General features: G+C 65.3%; 16 protein-coding genes and 1 other RNA gene. 11 read left to right on the top strand and 6 right to left on the bottom strand.

What is annotated here, in order from left to right; genetic code table 11:
• Positions 1-3 precede the first annotated feature (3 nt).
• Both L810_RS06005 and L810_RS06000 read right to left on the bottom strand, forming a co-directional pair.
• Positions 4-1,581 (bottom strand): formate dehydrogenase beta subunit, encoded by a 1,578-nt coding sequence (locus L810_RS06005; RefSeq protein ID WP_021157473.1) that lies wholly within the window; start codon positions 1,579-1,581, stop codon positions 4-6.
• Positions 1,578-2,078: an NAD(P)H-dependent oxidoreductase subunit E gene (locus L810_RS06000; protein WP_021157472.1), complete on the bottom strand. Its 501-nt coding sequence runs from the start codon at positions 2,076-2,078 to the stop codon at positions 1,578-1,580. Before L810_RS06000 ends, L810_RS06005 begins: the two co-directional genes overlap by 4 nt.
• 131 nt (positions 2,079-2,209) lie before the next feature.
• Here L810_RS06000 and L810_RS05995 point away from each other — a divergent pair, with 131 nt between their 5' ends.
• The 3 genes from L810_RS05995 to L810_RS05980 all read left to right on the top strand — a co-directional run bounded on the left by L810_RS05995 (position 2,210) and on the right by L810_RS05980 (position 4,418).
• Positions 2,210-3,316 carry a substrate-binding domain-containing protein gene (locus L810_RS05995; protein WP_021157471.1) on the top strand — a complete coding sequence of 369 codons (1,107 nt, stop codon included), beginning with the start codon at positions 2,210-2,212 and terminating at the stop codon, positions 3,314-3,316.
• A 101-nt stretch (positions 3,317-3,417) separates the two neighbouring features.
• A complete protein-coding gene (locus L810_RS05990) occupies positions 3,418-3,687 on the top strand; it encodes a hypothetical protein (RefSeq protein ID WP_042973441.1) in 270 nt (89 codons plus the stop codon).
• Between the two features lie 377 nt (positions 3,688-4,064).
• Complete coding sequence (locus L810_RS05980) at positions 4,065-4,418, top strand: DUF4148 domain-containing protein (RefSeq protein WP_011351324.1); 354 nt, start codon at positions 4,065-4,067, stop codon at positions 4,416-4,418.
• 269 nt (positions 4,419-4,687) lie between these two features.
• On the opposite strand, the gene ssrA is transcribed toward L810_RS05980, so the two are convergent.
• The 4 genes from ssrA to ompA all read right to left on the bottom strand — a co-directional run bounded on the left by ssrA (position 4,688) and on the right by ompA (position 7,326).
• Positions 4,688-5,057: a transfer-messenger RNA gene (ssrA, locus tag L810_RS44280) on the bottom strand.
• Positions 5,058-5,074: 17 nt separating this feature from the next.
• Complete coding sequence (gph, locus tag L810_RS05975; RefSeq protein WP_021157467.1) at positions 5,075-5,791, bottom strand: phosphoglycolate phosphatase; 717 nt, start codon at positions 5,789-5,791, stop codon at positions 5,075-5,077.
• Positions 5,792-5,804: 13 nt separating this feature from the next.
• Positions 5,805-6,503 (bottom strand): bifunctional 2-polyprenyl-6-hydroxyphenol methylase/3-demethylubiquinol 3-O-methyltransferase UbiG, encoded by a 699-nt coding sequence (gene ubiG, locus L810_RS05970; protein WP_021157466.1) that lies wholly within the window; start codon positions 6,501-6,503, stop codon positions 5,805-5,807.
• Between the two features lie 154 nt (positions 6,504-6,657).
• Positions 6,658-7,326 carry an outer membrane protein OmpA gene (gene ompA, locus L810_RS05965; RefSeq protein ID WP_021157465.1) on the bottom strand — a complete coding sequence of 223 codons (669 nt, stop codon included), beginning with the start codon at positions 7,324-7,326 and terminating at the stop codon, positions 6,658-6,660.
• Positions 7,327-7,853: 527 nt separating this feature from the next.
• On the opposite strand from ompA, the gene gyrA reads away from it, so the two are divergent.
• The 8 genes from gyrA (at position 7,854) to rpsA (ending at position 18,481) form a co-directional block, all read left to right on the top strand.
• Complete coding sequence (gene gyrA, locus L810_RS05960) at positions 7,854-10,457, top strand: DNA gyrase subunit A (RefSeq protein ID WP_042973437.1); 2,604 nt, start codon at positions 7,854-7,856, stop codon at positions 10,455-10,457.
• A gap of 83 nt (positions 10,458-10,540) precedes the next feature.
• Entirely contained in the window at positions 10,541-11,140 is a 600-nt protein-coding gene (locus tag L810_RS05955; protein ID WP_021157463.1) for a DUF2059 domain-containing protein, read from the top strand.
• Positions 11,141-11,295: 155 nt separating this feature from the next.
• Positions 11,296-12,378, top strand: a complete 1,083-nt coding sequence (gene serC, locus L810_RS05950) for a 3-phosphoserine/phosphohydroxythreonine transaminase (RefSeq protein WP_021157462.1) — start codon at positions 11,296-11,298, stop codon at positions 12,376-12,378.
• Positions 12,379-12,411: 33 nt separating this feature from the next.
• The gene (pheA, locus tag L810_RS05945; RefSeq protein WP_021157461.1) at positions 12,412-13,494 is read left to right on the top strand and encodes a prephenate dehydratase; all 1,083 of its coding nucleotides are present in this window, start codon (positions 12,412-12,414) and stop codon (positions 13,492-13,494) included.
• 186 nt (positions 13,495-13,680) lie between these two features.
• Positions 13,681-14,607 (top strand): prephenate dehydrogenase/arogenate dehydrogenase family protein, encoded by a 927-nt coding sequence (locus L810_RS05940; RefSeq protein ID WP_042973435.1) that lies wholly within the window; start codon positions 13,681-13,683, stop codon positions 14,605-14,607.
• 13 nt (positions 14,608-14,620) lie between these two features.
• Entirely contained in the window at positions 14,621-15,925 is a 1,305-nt protein-coding gene (gene aroA / locus L810_RS05935; protein ID WP_042973433.1) for a 3-phosphoshikimate 1-carboxyvinyltransferase, read from the top strand.
• Positions 15,926-15,939: 14 nt separating this feature from the next.
• Complete coding sequence (gene cmk, locus L810_RS05930) at positions 15,940-16,626, top strand: (d)CMP kinase (RefSeq protein WP_006476573.1); 687 nt, start codon at positions 15,940-15,942, stop codon at positions 16,624-16,626.
• A gap of 142 nt (positions 16,627-16,768) precedes the next feature.
• Entirely contained in the window at positions 16,769-18,481 is a 1,713-nt protein-coding gene (rpsA, locus tag L810_RS05925) for a 30S ribosomal protein S1 (protein WP_027788061.1), read from the top strand.
• Positions 18,482-18,492: the final 11 nt, after the last annotated feature.

Below are 18,492 nucleotides of genomic sequence, written 5' to 3'. Positions count from 1 at the left end.
GGGTCAGGCCGCAGCCTTGACCGGACCCGACGCGGCATCCTTGCCGGCGGCGAGCCCGAAATCTTCGGGGAAATGGTCGAGCGCGGACAGCACCGGATAGGGTGTCATGCCGCCCATTGCGCACAGCGAACCGGCCAGCATCGTGTCGCACAGGTCGCGCAGCAGCGTGACCTGCCGCTCCGACGTGTCGCCGTGGCGGATGCGCGCGATCGTCTCGACGCCACGTGTCGAACCGATCCGGCACGGCGTGCACTTGCCGCACGACTCGATCGCGCAGAACTTCATCGCGTATTCGGCCAGCTCGGCGAGGTTCGACGTATCGTCGTGGAGCACGATGCCGCCGTGCCCGACGACCGCGCCGATCGCCGTGTACGCTTCGTAGTCGAGCGGCACGTCCCACTGATGGTCGGGCAGGTAGGTGCCAAGCGGGCCGCCGACCTGGGCGGCGCGCGCGGGCCGGCCGCTTGCCGTGCCGCCGCCGAAGTCGAACAGCAGCTCGCGCAGCGTGACGCCGAACGCGAGCTCGACGAGGCCGCCGTGGCGGATGTTGCCCGCGAGCTGGAACGGCAGCGTGCCGCGTGAGCGGCCCATCCCGTAGTCGCGGTAGAACGCGGCGCCGCGCGCGAAGATCACGGGTGCCGTCGCGAGCGTGATCACGTTGTTGATGACGGTCGGCTGGCCGTACAGGCCCGCGAGCGCGGGCAGCGGCGGTTTCGCCCGCACGACGCCGCGCTTGCCTTCGAGCGATTCGAGCAGCGCCGTTTCCTCGCCGCACACGTACGAGCCCGCGCCTTTCGCGACGTGCAGCTCGAACGCATGCGCGGAGCCGAGCACGTGCTCGCCGAGCCAGCCGGCTTCGCGTGCACGGACGATCGCGGCTTCGAGCGTGGCGATTGCATGCGGGTATTCGCTGCGCACGTAGATGTAACCGACCGTCGCGCCGGTCGCGACGCCAGCGATGATCATCCCCTCGATCAGGCAGTACGGGTCGCACTCCATGATCAGGCGGTCGGAGAAGGTGCCCGAATCCCCTTCGTCTGCATTGCAGACGATGTATTTCTGCGTGGCGCTGGCTTGCCGGACCGTGCGCCATTTGATGCCGGCCGGGAACGCGGCACCGCCGCGGCCGCGCAGCCCCGATTCGATCAGCGTTTCGCACGCGGCGTCGCCGTCGAGCGCGAGCGCATTCTTCAGGCCGGCGAGGCCCTCGTATTGCAGGTAGTCGTCGATCGACAGCGGATCGGTCAGGCCGATGCGTGCGAACGTGAGGCGTTGCTGGCGCGCGAGATAGGGCAATGCGTCGACGAGGCCGACACCGCTCGGATGCGTGCCGCCGTCGAGCCAGTTTGCGTCGAACAGGGCCGGTACGTCGGCGGCCGACAGGTTCGCATAACCAACGCGGCCGGCGGCCGTGCCGACCTCGACGAGCGGCTCGAGCCACAGCAGCCCGCGCGAACCGTTGCGGACCAGCTCGACGGCGACGCCGCGCCGTTGTGCTTCCGCCGCGATGGCGGCAGCGAGCGCGTCGGCGCCGAGTGCCAGTGCCGACGAATCGCGCGGAACGTAGATGCGGGTCGTCATGCGGCCTCCGGGGTATGGGCGACCGCCTCGGCAAGCAGCGCGTCGAATTTCTCCGGCGTGACCTTTGCGTGCAGCACGCCGTTGACCGTCAGCGACGGCGATTGCGCACACAGTCCGAGGCAGTACACCGATTCGAGCGCGACGTCACCGGTCGCATGCGCGTTCGCGACATCGCCGTGCGCCGTGTCGAACCGGCAACCCGTGCGGGCTTCCGCATGCGCGGCCAGCGCTTCGCAGCCCATGCTGCGGCACGCTTCGGCACGGCACATCTGGATCGTCACGCGGGCGGGCGGTGCGGTGCGGAAGTGGTGGTAGTAAGTCAGTACGCCGTGCACTTCCGCGCGCGACAGATTGAGCGCCCTGGCGAGCGGCGCGACGCAGCCCGGCGGCACGTAGCCTGCGTCGTCCTGGATCGCGTGCAGGATCGCCACGAGCGACCGGCCGGCGCGTGCATGGCGCTCGACGAGCGCGTCGGGCGCGTGGGAATTCGGGGACATCGGTTGTGCTCCTCCAAAGTCTCATATGCGCTCAGGATTCATATAGTGCGCACCGCGACTTCGTTCTGATTGATTTTAACCAACGATAAGCGGAAGATTTGGCAGTCGCAATAGGAAATCGGAGTGCATAATTGATTCGGATCGAATGCGACGCGTATCTGACCGTACGCGACACGGAAGGCCGTGCGGCCAGCCTGTCGGATGTCGCGCCGTTGCTGGAACTCGTGGCCGACACGGGCAGCATCGCGCAGGCCGCGCACGCGAAAGGGCTTTCATACCGGCACGCGTGGGGCATGCTGCGCGCGCTGGAGGCGTGCATCGGCGGGGAACTGATCGAAACCGCGCGCGGCAAGGGCTCGACGCTGTCGGCGCTCGGGCAGGCAGTCGTCGATGCGCAGCGCCTCGCGCGCAGTCGGCTCGACGGTAACCTGCGGACGCTGGCGGCCGAAGTGGCGAGCGACCTGAACCGGCGGCTCGCGCAGCGCGACGGCGCCGTGCGCATTCACGCGTCGCATGGCTACGCGGTCGCGACGCTCGTATCCGCGCTCGTCGATGCGCAGGCGGCTGTCGACATCAAGTATCGTGAGAGCGTCGAGGCCGTGCAGGCGCTTGCCCGCGGCGAGTGCGACCTGGCGGGCTTCCATCTGCCGCGCGGTGCGTTTCGTGCGCAGTGCGCGCAAATCTACCGGCCGTGGCTCGACGATACGCGTCATGTGCTGATCCACCTGACTCGGCGCCAGCAGGGGCTGTTCGTCCCGCGCGGCAACCCGAAGCAGGTTCGCGGCCTCGCGGATCTCGCGCGCAATGACATCCGCTTCGTCAACCGCCAGCCGGGGTCGGGCACGCGCATGCTGCTGGACCTCGCGCTGCGCGCGATCGGCATTGATCCGGAGCGCATCGACGGCTACGCGTCGGCCGAACTCACGCATTCGGCGATCGCGGCGTTCGTCGCGAGCGGGATGGCCGATCTCGGCTTCGGCGTCGAGCCTGCGGCCCATCATTTCGGGCTCGATTTCATCCCGGTCGTCGACGAAGACTATTATTTCGCGTGCGAACGCGCGCGGCTCGACGCGCGGCCGCTTGCCGGCGTACTGGCGCTGCTGCGCGACGCGCGCTTCGTCGAGCGAGTCGCGCATCTCGACGGCTACGACCCGGCTGCGTGCGGAACGTTGACGAGCATCGCGACGGGGCTGGCCGGCGGCGACGGCGCGAGTGTGCCGGGCGGCAATTCGCGGTAACGCGCGCGCGATCGAACCGCGCTGCAGCAGCGGGGGATTTGCGCTACGCTTGCCGCTTGACCAACGTTCCAACAAGCACGCCGTTCAAGCGTCATCCCGCCATGAAATTTTCCGTTCCCCTCGCCGCGGCAGCGTTGACCGCGGGGCTGCTGGTCGCTGTTTCGCCGTTTGCGCTCGCGCAGAATTCCCCTGGTGTGCCTGGCGGTATCCTGAGCGAACAGTTTCGCCTGAACGAGCATCCGCAGATGCCGTTCGCAGCGTCGACGCCGTCGCAGAAATACCAGAGCGGCAAGAAGTCGGCCTTGCGCCGCAAGGGCGACCTGGGCGATCCGAACGGCTGCAACCTGAAGTGTCCGATGGATAGCCAGTAACCGGGCGGACGGGCGCGTCCGCAAGGGTCATGCGGCGCCGGTTCGCTTGACGGGCGTTTCGTCCACGTACTGGCCTGACCGGTTGACCGGCGACTGCCGGAATCTCGTGCGATTCCGGTTCTGTCCGAGCCCCGCGAAGCGTTGCCGCTTCGCGGGGCTTTTGCTTTCCGGCGAATCTTCATGCGATTCGATGTCTGGCGGTGCCTGCATGTGCACATCGTCGGCCTGGCAGGTGATCTAGGGTTAACCCGTAAATCAGGAAGGATGTCTTCCAGAAAGCTGCCTTATTCTTAAGCATCCGCCTACATAAACTTCGAGTTGTCAGCGATGAACAAGGTGTTCACCGCGAATACAGACAAATCTGGAGGTAGGTCATCATGAAGTCGCTCGTTCAAGCTGTTGTCGTTGCCGCTGCTCTCGTTGCCCCGGTCGTGTCGTTTGCCCAGTCGGGTTCGACGATCACCCGCGCGCAGGTTCGGGCCGAACTGGTCCAGTTGCAGCAGGCAGGTTACAACTCGGCTCGCGGCGAAGATCCGCATTATCCGGAAGCGATCCAGGCCGCAACGGCGCGTGTTGCAGAGCAACAGCGCAGCGCGCTGGCGCAAGCGCAAGGCGCCGACGCCAGCGGTTACGGTGCACAGGCGCAAGGTGCGTCGGCATCGGGTTCGCGTGCAATGGGTGTGCGCCCGGCCACCGCTGAAGAAATGAAGTCGCTGTATCGCGGCAGCTAAGCCACACATCGCCCGGTGTGCGTGAGTGCTGGTGCGACGACGCGTCCGGCACTGCGGCACCCGGGTCGGCCGCCGCCTGGCGCGATCGATGATTGCGCGGGCGCGGCAGGACATCCGTCACCTCCTGTCGCCGGAATACCGGTGGCATTCCGCCCGGCCCGCCCGTGGCTGGGCGCTTTTTCGGAAGGGGAAGGGTGCATGCGTTTCGGCGGCAACAAAAAACCCCGCAGACTTGCGTCATGCGGGGTTCGTGCGACGAGCGCGGAATTTGGTGGAGGCGGCGGGAATCGAACCCGCGTCCAGAAGCGCTCCACGACTAGTTCTACATGTTTAGTTCAGTCATTTGATTTAACCGCAGCGACGCGGACGAACACGCTGCACTACGGCGATTCGCTAGGTTTTCGACCCTGGCGTCGCGACGCCGACAGGGCTTAACTGACGTAAATGACCTCTGGCGGTATTGCTACCGGTCTTGCGACACTAGCCCGTCAGTGAACTAGGCAGAGGACGGCGGCCGTTAGGCTGCCAGTGCGAACGTATCGTCGTTTGCAGTTACGATTTTCCCATTGATTAACGAGGTGACGGGTCCTCGACATGCCCTAGCCGCTTCACAACCCCTGTCGAAACCAGGTCGCCCCCGCGGATAAGATCGATCATTATAGCCCAACATCGCGCAGCAGTTCGCGCAGTTGCTGTGTTGTGTCGACGAGATGCTGCGCTTGCCAGTCGGCCGGTGCGGTGCCGTCGCCGCAGTAGCCGTACGCGGCCGCGATCGTCGCCATGCCGGCGGCGCTGCCGGCCTGAATGTCGCGCAGATCGTCGCCGACGTAGACGATGCGTGCGGGCGCGAGCGTCAACTGGTCGGCCGCATGCAGCAGCGGGGCCGGATGCGGCTTCGGGTGCGGCGTTGTGTCGCCCCCGACGACGCAGGCCGCGCGTGGCGCGAGACCGAGCAACTCGACGAGCGGCGCCGTGAGCCGCATCGCCTTGTTCGTGACGATCCCCCAGCGCACGCCGCGCGCATCGAGTTCGTCGAGCACGTCGCCGATGCCGGGGAACAGCGTCGTATGCACACACAGATCCGTCGCGTAGTTGGCCAGGAACTCGTCGCGCATCGCTTCGTATCCGGGTGTGTGCGGATCGATGCCGAACGCGCCGCCGAGCAGGCCTCGCGCGCCGGCCGAGGCCAGCGGCCGCAGCACGTCGAGCGGTGTTTCGGGCAGGTCGCGCACGCGTTGCATCTTGTTGACGGCCGCCGCGAGATCGGGGGCCGTGTCGGCGAGCGTGCCGTCCAGGTCGAACAGCACGGCATCGCAGTGCAGCAGGCGCGGTTCGTCGAGTGCAGCCCGCGCGGTCGAGAGGGGAGTCGTCATGCAGGGTGGAGGGTCATGCGCCGCGGCGGCACGCGACGAGGTAGTTGATGTCGGTGTCGTTCGACAGCGCGAAGCGCTTGCCGATCGGGTGATACGTGATGCCCTTGATCTCCACGATGTGCAGATCCGTCGCACGCACGAAGCCGGCCAGTTCCGACGGGCGGATGAAGCGCGCGTAGTCGTGCGTGCCCTTCGGCAGCATTTGCGCGATGTACTCCGCGCCGATCACGGCGAACAGGTAGGCCTTCAGGTTGCGGTTCAGCGTCGAGAAGAACACCCAGCCACCCGGCTTCACGAGCGTCGCGCACGCGGCGACGACATCGCCGGGAGACGGCACGTGCTCGAGCATCTCCATGCACGTGACGACATCGTAGGTGCCCGGTTCACGCGCGGCGATCGCTTCCGCGGCGATGGCTTCGTAGTCGACCGAGATGCCGCTTTCGAGGCTGTGCAGGTCGGCGACGCCGAGCGCTTCGGTCGACAGGTCGATACCTTTCACCTGTGCGCCGAGTCCGGCCATCGACTCGGACAGGATGCCGCCGCCGCAGCCGACGTCGAGTGCACGCTTGCCGGCGAGGTGCGCATGCGCATCGATCCAGCCGAGGCGGACCGGGTTCAGGTCGTGCAGCGGCTTGAATTCGGCGTTCGGATCCCACCACCGATGGGCGAGGTCGCTGAATTTCTGGAGTTCGTGCGGATCGGCGTTGGTCATGTCGGCAAACGGGCTACGAGAGGAGGGCGGTACTGCGATTCGTCAGCCCCGAGTATATAAGAAGCGGACGAGCGGCGAAGCGGCAGGCGCCTGGACGGGCGTCAAAGAAAAAGCCCCGCCGGGGCGGGGCTTTGAAGCAGTCGAAAACCGCGGCTTAGTTTGCCGGAACGGTCGTCTTCTGGACTTCTTGCGTACCAACCACTTCGACTTCCACGCGGCGATCCGGTGCGAGGCAGGCGATGAGTTGCTTGCGGTTCTTCTGGTTGCAGCCCGTCGTGACCGGGTTGCGCTTGCCCTTGCCTTCCGTGTAGATCTTGTTGGCCGGCACACCCTTGCTGACCAGGTACGACTTCACGGCTTGCGCACGGCGCAGCGACAGACGGTCGTTGTACTTGTCCGAACCGATGCGGTCCGTGTAGCCCGTTGCGACGACCACTTCCGTGTTCATGCCTTCGATCTTCGAAGCCAGTTCGTCCAGCTTTTGCTTGCCCAGCGGCTTGAGCGTTGCCTTGTCGAAGTCGAACAGTGCGTCAGCTTGATACGTGATCTTCTGGCTCGAGATAGCCGGAGCGACCGGAGCGACCGGCGGCTGCGGTGCCTGGGCGACCAGTGCGCCATCGCACTTCGCGTTGGCGGTGGCCGGCGTCCAGAACGCATCGCGCCAGCAGAGCTCGTTCGTGCCGTTCATCCACACCCATTCGCCCGTGCCGTTCACCCAGTTGTCATTGACGGCTTGACGCGACGCCGGCACCGACTGTGCCGAAGCGGATGCAGCCATAACTGCGGTAGCTGCAATGAACGCGAGCTTTGAAAGTTTATTCATATTTCTCCTCTCGAAATTGAGATTACCGCAGGTTTACTGCGAGCCTGTTGACGGTGACAAGTCATACATTGCTCGAAGTATAACATTGGTGCGGCACAAAAAACGCGGCACCGCTCTGTGTAGACTTCGAGCAGCGTCTAACTTTCAGTGCGTTGGCATTTTGCCATATCGTTCCCTTCCTACGAAAAAAAATCCTCCCCACCCTAAGATCGCTTCAACTTTGTGGTGCATGCGCAACACCGGCCTGCCGCAACTTTCAGAGATTGTCAAGAGTGTGTCGGCGAAATTGCGCGAATGTGCGTGGTTGTTTACTCGTGCGCGTGAAACAAGTGTGAAGGGATCGCCTGCGGCGTCGAGTCGCGCGCGATTTCGGTCGAATCGACGTGGCCGCGATTTTCGCTATTTATATATAGAGGGGGCGGCGAATTGGCGGCTGATGGGCGCATGTTAGAATCTCGCGTTGCGTTGCGCATGCAGCGCCCACGCGAAAGGCGTTCGCCGTCTTCGCTCCGAAACGATACGGATACATGGATCAATTCGCCAAAGAGACCCTGCCCACCTCCCTAGAGGAGGAAATGCGCCGTTCGTATCTCGATTACGCGATGAGCGTGATCGTCGGACGTGCCCTCCCGGATGTCCGCGATGGCCTGAAGCCCGTGCACCGGCGCGTGTTGTTCGCGATGCACGAACTGAACAACGACTGGAACCGCGCGTACAAGAAGTCGGCGCGTATCGTCGGTGACGTGATCGGTAAATACCATCCTCACGGCGACACCGCGGTGTACGACACGATCGTGCGGATGGCGCAGGACTTCTCGCTGCGCTACATGCTGATCGACGGGCAGGGCAACTTCGGCTCGATCGACGGCGACAATGCCGCGGCGATGCGTTACACCGAAATTCGCATGGCGAAGATCGGTCACGAGCTGCTCGCCGACATCGACAAGGAAACGGTCGATTTCGAGCCGAACTACGACGGCAACGAAATGCAGCCGTCGGTCCTGCCGTCGCGCATCCCGAACCTGCTGATCAACGGCTCGTCGGGCATCGCGGTCGGCATGGCGACCAACATCCCGCCGCACAACCTGAACGAAGTCGTCGACGCGTGCCAGCACCTGCTGGGTAACCCGGAAGCGACGATCGACGAGCTGATCGAGATCATCCCGGCGCCGGATTTCCCGACGGCCGGCATCATCTACGGCGTCGCCGGCGTGCGCGACGGCTACCGCACCGGGCGCGGCCGCGTCGTGATGCGCGCGGCCACGCACTTCGAGGAGATCGACCGCGGCCAGCGGATGGCGATCATCGTCGACGAGCTGCCGTACCAGGTGAACAAACGCTCGCTGCTCGAGCGGATCGCCGAGCTCGTCAACGAGAAGAAGCTCGAAGGCATCTCCGACATCCGCGACGAGTCCGACAAGAGCGGCATGCGCGTCGTGATCGAGCTCAAGCGCGGTGAAGTGCCGGAAGTGGTGCTGAACAACCTGTACAAGGCGACGCAGCTCCAGGATACGTTCGGCATGAACATGGTCGCGCTGGTCGACGGCCAGCCGAAGCTGCTGAACCTGAAGGAAATCCTGCAGTGCTTCCTGTCGCACCGACGCGAAGTGCTGACGCGCCGCACGATCTACGAACTGCGCAAGGCCCGTGAGCGTGGCCATGTGCTCGAAGGTCTCGCGGTCGCGCTCGCCAACATCGACGAGTTCATCGCGATCATCAAGGCAGCGCCGACGCCGCCGATCGCGAAAGCGGAGTTGATGGCGAAGCCGTGGGATTCGTCGCTCGTGCGCGAGATGCTCACGCGCGCCGAGAGCGAGAACGCGGCGGCCGGCGGCCGCTCCGCGTACCGCCCGGAAGGCCTGAACCCGGCGTTCGGCATGCAGAGCGACGGGCTGTACCGCCTGTCCGACACGCAGGCCCAGGAAATCCTGCAGATGCGCCTGCAGCGCCTGACCGGCCTCGAGCAGGACAAGATCATCGGCGAGTACCGCGAAGTGATGGCGCAGATCGCCGACCTGCTGGACATCCTCGCACGCCCCGAGCGGATCACGACGATGATCGGCGAGGAGCTGACCTCGGTGAAGGCGGAGTTCGGCGACGCGCGCCGCTCGAAGATCGAGCTGAACGCGACCGAGCTGAACACCGAGGATCTGATCACGCCGCAGGACATGGTCGTCACGATGTCGCACGCGGGCTACGTGAAGTCGCAGCCGCTGTCCGAGTACCGCGCGCAGAAGCGCGGCGGCCGCGGCAAGCAGGCGACGCAGATGAAGGAAGACGACTGGATCGAGACGCTGTTCATCGCGAACACGCACGACTACATCCTGTGCTTCTCGAACCGCGGCCGCGTTTACTGGGTCAAGGTCTACGAAGTGCCGCAGGGCTCGCGCAACTCGCGCGGCCGCCCGATCGTCAACATGTTCCCGCTGCAGGAAGGCGAGAAGATCAACGTCGTGCTGCCGGTCAAGGAGTTCTCGGCCGACAAGTTCATCTTCATGGCGACGTCGCTTGGCACCGTGAAGAAGACGCCGCTCGAGGCATTCAGCCGTCCGATGAAGAAGGGCATCATCGCGGTCGGCCTCGACGAGGGCGACTTCCTGATCGGCGCGTCGATCACCGACGGTGCGCACGACGTGATGCTGTTCTCCGATTCCGGCAAGGCCGTGCGCTTCGACGAGAACGACGTGCGTCCGATGGGGCGCGAGGCGCGAGGCGTGCGCGGCATGCAGCTCGAGGACGGGCAGCAGGTCATCGCGATGCTGGTCGCGGGCAGCGAGGAGCAGACCGTGCTCACCGCGACCGAGAACGGCTACGGCAAGCGCACGCCGATCACCGAGTACACGCGTCACGGCCGCGGCACGAAGGGTATGATCGCGATCCAGACGTCGGAGCGTAACGGCAAGGTCGTGGCCGCGACGCTCGTCGACGCCGAGGATCAGATCATGCTGATCACGACGGCCGGCGTGTTGATTCGCACCCGTGTCTCGGAGATTCGCGAGATGGGGCGTGCCACGCAAGGTGTTACACTCATCAGTCTCGATGAGGGTACCAAGCTCTCCGGCCTGCAGCAGATCGCGGAGGCCGAGGAGGGCGATGGCGAGGCCGACGAGGCGTCGGACGGCGAAGCCTGAAGAACGGATGAGACTCTGGCCGCCGCGGGCGTGAAGCGCCGCGGCCGGCGAGCAACCATTCATATTTCCAAAAGGGAGTGATGATGCAAAAGCAATTCAAGCAACTGGTCCTGCTGGCTGCACTGGTGCCGACGTTCGCGATGGCGCAAGCGCTGTCGAATTCCGCACCGGCGCCTGCCGCGGCAGCTGCGCCGATCGACGCCGACAAGAAGGCTGCGATCAAGGATCTGCTCGACGCGATCGACGCGCCGAAGCTCGTGTCGGCAATCGGCAACAGCGCCGAAATGCAGGCCAAGCAACTCGTGCCGGCAATCCTGTCGGACGCGCTGTCGGAAAACAAGACGCTGAACGACAAGCAGAAGCAGGCTGCCGTTCCGACGCTGCAAAAGAACGCGGTGCCGAAGCTGGTCGACGGCGCAGGCAAGGTGTTCGGTACGCAACAGTTCCAGAACGACGCGATGTCGGCTCAGTACGACGCCTACGCGAAGTACTACAGCACGTCGGAGATCAAGGATCTGACGACGTTCTACAAGAGCCCGACGGGCCGCAAGTTCATCCAGGTTCAGGATCAGGTCGGTCGCGACGTGGTCAACGGCCTGATGCAGAAGTACATGCCGCAAGCGATCCAGGCAACGCGTACGCAGGCTGACAAGGAAGTCGCAGCAGTCAAGCCGGGCAAGTAAAGCCGTCCGGGCACGCTACCGGCCGTTCGGCCGGGTTTGGCGGGAGCCTGACGACAGTGCGATAATGGCCGTTTGCGCGCGAGCGCAAGCGGCCATTTCTTTTCTGGCGCGTTCTGCCGGCGGCGAGCCGGTCGCGTCCCTCCGAGGTTTTCACGATGCGCGTCTTTAATTTCTCCGCCGGCCCTGCGGCGATGCCCGAGGAAGTGCTGCGGCAAGCCGCCGACGAAATGCTCGACTGGCACGGCAGCGGTATGAGCGTGATGGAGATGAGCCATCGCGGCAAGGAGTTCATGTCGATCCACGAGGCCGCGCTGACCGACCTGCGCGACCTGCTCGGCGTGCCGGCAAGCCATCGGATCCTGTTCCTGCAGGGCGGCGGTATCGCCGAAAACGCGATCGTGCCGATGAACCTGCTCGGCTCGCGCAAGACGGCCGACTTCGTCGTGACGGGCTCGTGGTCGCAGAAATCGTTCAGCGAAGCGAAGAAGTACGGCACGCCGCATCTCGCCGCAACCGGCAAGACGGAAGACGGCTTCACGCGTGCGCCCGCGCGCGCCGAATGGCAACTGTCGGACGATCCGGCCTACGTGCATCTGTGCACCAACGAAACGATCGATGGCGTCGAGACGTTCGAGATTCCCGATCTCGGCGACGTGCCGCTGGTCGCGGATGTCTCGTCGCACATCCTGTCGCGTCCGATGGACGTCGCGAAGTACGGTGTGCTGTTCGGCGGTGCGCAGAAGAACATCGGGATGGCCGGTGTGACGCTCGTGATCGTGCGCGAGGACCTGCTCGACCGCTCGCTGTCGATCTGCCCGTCCGCGTTCGAATGGAAGACCATTGCCGCGAACAACTCGCTGTACAACACGCCGCCCACCTACGCGATCTACATCGCGGGTCTGGTATTCCAGTGGCTGAAGCGGCAGGGCGGCCTCGAAGCGATCGAGGCCCGCAATATCGAAAAGGCGAAGCTGCTCTACGACACGATCGATGCGAGCAGTTTCTATCTGAACAAGGTCGAGCCGGCAGCACGTTCGCGAATGAACGTGCCGTTTTTCCTGGCCGACGAAACGCGCAACGAAGACTTCCTTGCCGGCGCAAAGGCGCGCGGGCTGCTGCAGCTGAAGGGCCACAAGTCCGTCGGTGGCATGCGGGCGTCGATCTACAACGCGGTGCCGCTCGAGGGCGTGAAAGCGCTCGTCGAGTACATGAAGGACTTCGAGCAGCGCGGCGCCTGACGGCGGCGCTGTTCAAACAGCACGGCAAAACGCATGGACGACGAACTGAATTCCCGCCTGAAACCGCTGCGCGATCGCATCGACGCGATCGATGCGCAGCTGATCGCGCTCCTGAACCAGCGCGCCGCGGTGGCGCTGGAGGTGGGCGAGGTCAAGAAGCATTTCAACGCGCCGGTGTTCCGGCCGGAGCGCGAGCTGCAGGTGATCGCGCGGCTGCAGGACATGAGCGCGGGGCCGCTCGCGAGCGAGCACATCAGCGCCATCTGGCGCGAGATCATGGCCGCGAGCCGCGCGCTCGAGCAGACGATCCACGTCGCGTTCCTCGGGCCGGTCGGCACGTACAGCGAGCAGGCGATGCTCGAGTATTTCGGCCAGTCGATCGAAGGGCTGCCGTGCCCGTCGATCGACGAAGTATTCCGCTCGGTCGAGGCCGGGGCTGCCGCATACGGCATCGCGCCGGTCGAGAATTCGACCGAAGGCGCCGTGTCGCGCACGCTCGACCTGCTGCTGCAGACGCAACTGCTGATCAGCGGTGAGCTCGCGCTGCCGATCCATCACAACCTGCTGACGCAGGGCGGCACGCTCGACGGCGTGAAGCGCGTCTGCGCGCATGCGCAGGCGCTTGCGCAATGCCAGCAGTGGCTCGCGGCGAACGCGCCGCAGCTCGAGCGGCAGGCCGTGGCGAGCAATGCGGAGGCCGCGCGTCTCGCGGCGGCCGAACCGACCGTCGCGGCGATCGCGGGCGACCGTGCGGCCGCGCACTACGGATTGCAGATCGCGTTCTCGCTGATCCAGGACGATCCGCACAACCGCACGCGCTTCGTCATCGTCGGCAAGCAGCCGGCCGGGCAAAGCGGTCACGACCAGACGTCGCTGATCGTGTCGGTGAAGAACGAACCGGGCGCCGTGTTCAAGCTGCTCGAGCCGCTCGCGCGGCACGGCGTGTCGATGACGCGCTTCGAGTCGCGCCCGGCGCGCGTCGGCACGTGGGAGTACTACTTCTACATCGATATCGAAGGGCACCGCGACGATGCGGCGGTAGCGGCCGCGCTCGCGGAACTCGGCCAGAAGGCCGCGTTCCTGAAGATACTCGGTTCGTATCCGCGCGCACGCTGAAACGCGGCGGCCCGTCGCCTGCCCGGGCAGGCGTTGCGGCGAGGCGGGCAGGGCAGGCCGGTCGGCGCTGCCGAAGGCGGGTTCGGCCCGCGTCCGGCGCAGGTTGCGCCGGGTGCGGGCCCGTTGCCCGGAATCTGGAATTCCGCATGCGGGGCGTCGTTCCGCGCGCGTAACTTGGCTCTTGTCGTGTCAGGCTTTGCATTCAACAAACTGGTCATTTTCGGCGTCGGCCTGATCGGCGGATCGCTGGCCCGCGCGCTGCGCGAACGCGCGCCGGGCGGTGCGGGCGAGGTCGTCGGCGTGGGCCGTTCGCGTGCGTCGGTCGAGCGCGCGCTCGCGCTCGGCGTGATCGATCGCGCGGCGGCGCTCGACGATGACGCGCAATTGCGCGATGCGCTGGCCGGCGCCGATCTCGTGCTGCTGGCGGCACCCGTTGCGCAAACGGGCCCGTTGCTCAAGCGCATCGCGCCGTGGCTTGAAGAGGCGACGATCGTCACCGATGCCGGCAGCACCAAGTCCGACGTCGTCGCGGCCGCGCGCGACGCGCTCGGCGCACGCATCGCGCAGTTCGTGCCGGGGCATCCGATTGCCGGTCGCGAGTCGAGCGGCGTCGAGGCCGCGTTGCCGGATCTGTACGTCGGCCGCAACGTGGTGCTGTGCCCGCTGCCGGAGAATGCGCCCGAATCCGTTGCGCGGATCGACGCGATGTGGCGCGCGACCGGCGCTGACGTGCGCACGATGACCACGGAGCAGCACGATCGCGTGTTTGCGTCGATCAGCCATTTGCCGCACGTGCTGTCGTTCGCGCTCGTCGAGCAGATCCTCGGCGAGGCCGACGCGGAACTCAAATTCTCGTACGCGGCGGGCGGTTTCCGCGATTTCACGCGCATCGCGGCGTCGAGTCCGGAGATGTGGCGCGACGTGTGCGTCGCGAATCGCGCGGCGCTGCTCGACGAGCTCGACGGCTATACGCGCGTGCTCACGCGGCTGCGCGCAGCGATCGACGCCGGCGACGGCGCGGCGCTCGAAGCCGTGTTCACGCGTTCGCGCGCCGCGCGCAAGGCATGGCAGGAGCGCGGCGGCGCGCCCGCTGCCGAACCGGTCAAGAAATAACAGGACGATTCCCATGGACTATCTCGATCTCGGCCCGTACTCCAGCGCATCGGGCACCGTGCGCCTGCCCGGCTCGAAGAGCATTTCGAACCGCGTGCTGCTGCTCGCGGCGCTGGCCGAAGGCGAAACGACGATCACCAACCTGCTCGACTCCGACGACACGCGCGTGATGCTCGACGCGCTCGGCAAGCTCGGCGTGAAGCTCGCGCGCGACGGCGACACCTGTGTCGTCACGGGCACGCGCGGCGCATTCACCGCGAAGACGGCCGACCTGTTCCTCGGCAACGCGGGCACCGCCGTGCGGCCGCTGACCGCCGCGCTCGCGGTGAACGGCGGCGACTATCGCGTGCACGGCGTGCCGCGCATGCACGAGCGACCGATCGGCGATCTCGTCGACGGCCTGCGCCAGATCGGCGCGCAGATCGACTACGAGCTGAACGAAGGCTTCCCGCCGCTGCGGATCAAGCCTGCGACGATCTCGGTCGATGCGCCGATCCGCGTGCGCGGCGACGTGTCGAGCCAGTTCCTCACGGCGCTCCTGATGACGCTGCCGCTCGTGAAGGCGAAGGACGGCCGGCTCGTCGTCGAGATCGACGGCGAGCTGATCTCGAAGCCGTACATCGACATCACGATCCGGCTGATGGAGCGCTTCGGCGTGACCGTCGAACGCGATGGCTGGCAGCGCTTCGTCGTGCCGGCCGGGGTTCGCTACAAATCGCCGGGGCAGATCATGGTCGAGGGCGACGCATCGTCGGCGTCGTATTTCCTCGCGGCCGGCGCGCTCGGCGGCGGGCCGCTGCGTGTCGAGGGCGTGGGGCGCGCGAGCATCCAGGGCGACGTCGGCTTCGCGAACGCGCTGATGCAGATGGGCGCGAACGTGACGATGGGCGACGACTGGATCGAAGTGCGCGGCATCGGCCACGACCACGGCAAGCTCGAGCCGATCGACATGGACTTCAACCTGATTCCCGATGCGGCGATGACGATCGCGGTCGCGGCGCTGTTCGCCGACGGCCCGAGCACGCTGCGCAACATCGCAAGCTGGCGCGTGAAGGAAACCGACCGCATCGCGGCGATGGCGACCGAACTGCGCAAGGTCGGCGCGATCGTCGAGGAAGGTCCTGACTATCTCGTCGTCACGCCGCCGGAAAAGCTCACGCCGAACGCGGCGATCGACACGTACGACGATCACCGGATGGCGATGTGTTTCTCGCTCGTCAGCCTGGGCGGTGTGCCCGTGCGGATCAACGATCCGAAGTGCGTCGGCAAGACGTTCCCCGACTATTTCGACCGCTTCGCCGCGCTCGCCAAAGCCTGACCCGACTGTTTCCGATGAAATCGACCCGACCCTTTCACCCGACTCCCGTCATCACGATCGACGGTCCCACTGCTTCCGGCAAGGGCACCGTCGCCGCGCTCGTCGCCGCGCATCTTGGCTTCCACCTGCTCGACAGCGGCGCGCTGTACCGCCTCGCCGCGCTCGCGAGCGTGCGCTACGGCATCGCGGCAGAGGACATCGACGCGCTGGTGAAGCTGATCGACGATCTCCACATCACGTTCCGGGAGGGCTGCGCGCAGCTCGACGGCGTCGATGTGTCGAACGACATCCGTGCCGAAGCGGTCGGCAACCGCGCATCGGCGATTGCCGTGCATGGGCCGGTGCGCACCGCGCTCGTCGCGCGTCAGCGCGCGTTCCGCAAGACGCCGGGCCTCGTTGCAGACGGGCGCGACATGGGCACCGTGATCTTCCCGGACGCCGTGTTGAAGGTGTTCCTGACGGCCAGCGCCGAGGCGCGCGCGACCAGGCGGCATAAGCAATTGATGCAAAAAGGTTTTTCTGCTAATATAGATGACTTGCTCCGGGATCTTCGTGAACGTGATGCGCGCGACAGCAATCGCGCGGCCGCGCCGCTGAAGCCTGCGGCAGATGCCAAGCTGCTCGATACGTCGGCGCTTTCGGTCGATGAAGCGGTCGACCAGGTGCTGCAGTGGTACCGGGCGCTCGGCCAGCCCGCCTGAGAAGGCGGGTAGCGGTAGGTGTTCCGCGTCGCAAGCGCGGAGCGTGTTTCGAACCCTTAACCCCGTGTGGTCATCGATCTGGCCCTTTCAGCCTGCCATTCCGGCCGGCGTGGCACAGCGATCCATGCACAATCAGATTTTTATGTCCGACCTGCAAACCTCCACCCCGAATACTGAATCTTTCGCGGCTCTGTTCGAAGAGTCGCTGACCCGCCAAGACATGCGCGCCGGCGAAGTGATTTCCGCCGAAGTCGTGCGCGTCGACCACAACTTCGTGGTCGTCAATGCAGGCCTGAAGTCCGAGGCTTACATTCCGATCGAGGAATTCCTGAACGATCAGGGCGAGGTTGAGGTGCAGTCGGGCGATTTCGTGTCCGTCGCGATCGACGCACTCGAAAACGGCTACGGCGACACGATCCTGTCGCGCGACAAGGCGAAGCGCCTTGCATCGTGGCTGTCGCTGGAAAAGGCTCTCGACAACAACGAACTCGTCACCGGCACGATCACCGGCAAGGTGAAGGGCGGCATGACCGTGATGGTCAACGGCATCCGCGCGTTCCTGCCGGGTTCGCTGGTCGACACGCGTCCGGTCAAGGACACGACCCCGTACGAAGGCAAGACGCTCGAGTTCCGCGTGATCAAGCTCGATCGCAAGCGTAACAACGTCGTGCTGTCGCGTCGTGCAGTGATCGAAGCAACCCAAGGCGAAGAGCGCGCGAAGCTGCTCGAGACGCTGAAGGAAGGCGCGATCGTCAACGGCGTGGTCAAGAACATCACCGACTACGGCGCGTTCGTCGACCTCGGCGGCATCGACGGCCTGCTGCACATCACCGACATCGCATGGCGTCGTGTGCGTCACCCGAGCGAAGTTCTGTCGGTTGGCCAGGAAGTCACCGCGAAGATCCTCAAGTTCGACCAAGAGAAGAACCGCGTCTCGCTGGGCATCAAGCAACTGGGCGACGATCCGTGGGAAGGCATCTCGCGCCGTTACCCGTCGGGCACGCGCCTGTTCGGCAAGGTCACGAACATCACCGACTACGGCGCATTCGTCGAAGTGGAATCGGGCATCGAAGGCCTCGTCCACGTGTCGGAAATGGACTGGACCAACAAGAACGTTGCTCCGTCGAAGGTTGTCCAGCTGGGCGACGAAGTCGAAGTCATGGTCCTCGAGATCGACGAAGACCGCCGTCGTATCAGCCTCGGCATGAAGCAGTGCAAGCCGAATCCGTGGGATGACTTCAGCCGCAACTTCAAGAAGGGCGACAAGATCACGGGCGCAATCAAGTCGATCACCGACTTCGGCGTGTTCATCGGTCTGCCGGGCGGCATCGACGGCCTGGTCCACCTGTCGGACCTGTCGTGGAGCGAAGCCGGCGAAGAAGCCGTTCGCAAGTACAAGAAGGGCGACGAAGTCGAAGCGATCGTGCTCGGTATCGACGTCGAGAAGGAGCGTATTTCGCTCGGCATCAAGCAGCTCGAAGGCGACCCGTTCAGCAACTACGTTGCAATGAACGACAAGGGCTCGATCGTCGACGGCGTCGTGAAGACGGTCGATGCGAAGGGTGCGGTCGTCACGCTGACGGGCGACATCGAGGGCTACCTGCGTGCGTCGGAAATCTCGCAGGATCGCGTCGAAGACGCACGCAACGTGCTGAAGGAAGGCGACAAGGTCAACGCGATGGTGATCAACATCGATCGCAAGTCGCGCGGCATCAACCTGTCGATCAAGGCGAAGGATTCGGCTGAACAACAGGAAGCGATCCGCGGCCTGCAGTCGGACACCAGCGCTGCTGCGACCGGTACGACCAACCTCGGCGCGCTGCTGAAGGCGAAGCTCGACGGCCAGAACCAGTAAGCCTCACGAGG

Origin of the sequence: Burkholderia sp. AU4i, from assembly GCF_000466765.1 — a bacterium.
GTDB lineage: Bacteria > Pseudomonadota > Gammaproteobacteria > Burkholderiales > Burkholderiaceae > Burkholderia > Burkholderia cepacia.
This window is presented reverse-complemented; position numbering and strand designations above follow the sequence as displayed.